Here is a 729-nt window from a genome sequence, read left to right on the forward strand (position 1 = left end):
AACAGCGCCAGGCCATCTGCGCCTTTTCTGAAGTCCACAGGTTGCGTCGCTACGTAAATCGTAAGGCTCGCAGGCGGCGTCAGCATGAACGTGTCCGTCGAAGCGCTAAGAACACATCACTCAACACGGCAAGGCCAGGCGTCCCTCGCACCTCAACTCGTGCCCCATGGAGCTCAACCGTCAACGGCTGCTTCCGGCGACCCGGAGGGAGCTGCAGCCACCGATGGCGACGATTCCGACACCAACGGCACAAACGACAGTGCTCCCCCCGCAGCTGGCAGCACCAGTTGACCTGAACGCGCCCGGCGCCGCCGGTCATGCACCTGCTGGGGCCGGCAGCCATGGCGACGTGCGACATCTGTTACGATCGCGCCCGGCTCGAGACTGTCCGCGACAATCTGCTCCTTCAAATCATCTGGCCACTGTTTCCGGCCGCCGCCGGCGTACACTTCTATGCGCGGTGACAACGGTCGTCTTATGTCGTCCGAATGGTCGTCCATTGTGAGCACCCTTCCAGAAGATGACTCTTCTAACGGCGCTCACAGGTCTACGCACAAACAATCTGATGGGCCTCGCAGCCCCGCTTACAGTTGGTTCTGCTTGCCGGCAAGATCGATTGGGACTGGATCGACGGCGAGGTCGCGCCGCTCTACAGCGAGAATGGCCGGCCCGGGATCGAGACCCGGTTCATGATCGGGCTGCTGTTGCTCAAGCACACTTACGGGCTGT

At 61.7% G+C, this 729-nt stretch carries 1 protein-coding gene and 1 pseudogene; one reads left to right on the top strand and one right to left on the bottom strand.

What is annotated here, in order from left to right; genetic code table 11:
* Positions 1 to 173: 173 nt before the first annotated feature.
* The gene (locus tag GWG67_RS39215) at positions 174 to 500 is read right to left on the bottom strand and encodes a transposase (RefSeq protein WP_369335514.1); all 327 of its coding nucleotides are present in this window, start codon (positions 498 to 500) and stop codon (positions 174 to 176) included.
* 87 nt (positions 501 to 587) lie between these two features.
* Here GWG67_RS39215 and GWG67_RS38740 point away from each other — a divergent pair.
* A pseudogene (locus tag GWG67_RS38740) lies at positions 588 to 729 on the top strand (IS5/IS1182 family transposase); the annotation flags it as partial.

This window comes from Bradyrhizobium sp. CSS354, from assembly GCF_029051725.1.
GTDB lineage: Bacteria > Pseudomonadota > Alphaproteobacteria > Rhizobiales > Xanthobacteraceae > Bradyrhizobium.